Origin of the sequence: Microcoleus sp. OTE_8_concoct_300 (genome assembly GCF_031383065.1) — a bacterium.
In the GTDB taxonomy this organism is placed as follows: Bacteria; Cyanobacteriota; Cyanobacteriia; order Cyanobacteriales; family Microcoleaceae; genus Microcoleus.
In genome coordinates this window covers 1-1,320 of the sequence record NZ_JANMZH010000888.1, presented here as the reverse complement: position 1 = coordinate 1,320, position 1,320 = coordinate 1, and the positions used below count along the sequence as shown (strand labels likewise).

Sequence of the window (1,320 nt, the reverse complement as noted above, 5' to 3'; positions counted from 1 at the left end):
CCCGTCCTTTTTGGACGGGCGGGACGCCCATCCCACAATAACAATTAAAATTGTAAGTTATTTAATTCGCGATCCTAAGGAGTAGGTGATGCAGGAACTAGAACCGGGCGATCGAGCAGAATTAACGAAACTGGTCAATGCAGTGGCGTTGAGCGATCGCAGCCTCAGCTTATTTGCGATCGCGCCGGATAGCGCCCCGAACCATCCGGTGGTGGAACAGTTTAAAGCGCAGTTGCTGGAGTTGGATGAGCCGTTTGAGTTCCACACCCTCTACTACAGTGACGATTCGCTGTTCGATTGCCTCCACCGTCTGGATGCAGAGGCGGCATCGGGGCGCAGGGTAGTGATGGCTTTTGGGCTGGAGTACCTGCCCCGACCCCGATTGCGACAGGAAATGCAGCAGTTGAATTTGGGGCGAGAACGCATTTTCGATCGCCATATCGTGCTGGTGTTTTGGCTGAGTCGGGAGACGTTTCTCAATGAGTTTCGCCAGCAGGCTGCGGATTTTTGGGACTGGCGGGGGAACGTGGCCTATTTTGCGACGCGCCCCCCGTCGAATCCGTTGCTGTATCCGTATCTGCAGTGGCTGATTGCTGAAAACTCTTACCTGAAAGTGGCTGGGGTGATGCAAGTCAACCGCCAGGTGGATATTCTCCTCGATCGCATTTATGTATCACTTCAGGCAGAATGGGTCGAGGAACAGAGTCAATCGTTTCGAGAACGAGTTACCAGGGGCCAAGGGCGAGTCAAACCGAGTCGCCCTCACAAACTGGGAGAACCGGATTTCCCAGACTTCGAGTTTACAGATGAGCCGATGCTGGCTGTGAGTGCTCAACCTAGCAGTCGCCAGCGCGTGACTAAAATCGTAGATCTTGCGGAAGCGTTGCGGAAACACACCTACAGTGCGATTTTAGGGGAGCCTGGTGCCGGAAAAACGACGTTGCTGCGCTATCTGGCGCGACATTTTGCGATCGCCTATCGCGGCCTTCAAGCTGATGAAAACCCAACCACCCAGCCTTCTGGGGAGGAAAGCCCCTCTCCTCTGAGGGTTGGGGAGGGGTCGCCCAAATTGAGGGTGATCGGAGGCATGGATGAGGATTTAGGAGAGATTCGGTTGCCGATTTTGTTTCGGATTGCCGATTTTGCCGAACGCCTTGCCCAAGAGCCCGATTTGAGTTTGGTGGAGTACCTGAAGCAGTTTTATCGCCAGTGGGAGTGCGATCGCGATCAAGGTAATGGCGATGCGGTTGCGGACTTGTTGCTGGCAAAGATGGCGGCGGGGGATTGTTTGGTGCTGATGGATGGGTTGGATGAGGTTTT

At 54.3% G+C, this 1,320-nt stretch carries 1 protein-coding gene; it reads left to right on the top strand.

The window, feature by feature from the left end:
- Nucleotides 1–88 precede the first annotated feature (88 nt).
- The coding region (locus ACUVJL_RS38645) for a hypothetical protein (protein ID WP_445250648.1) at nucleotides 89–1,320 on the top strand (1,232 nt) is incomplete at its 3' end.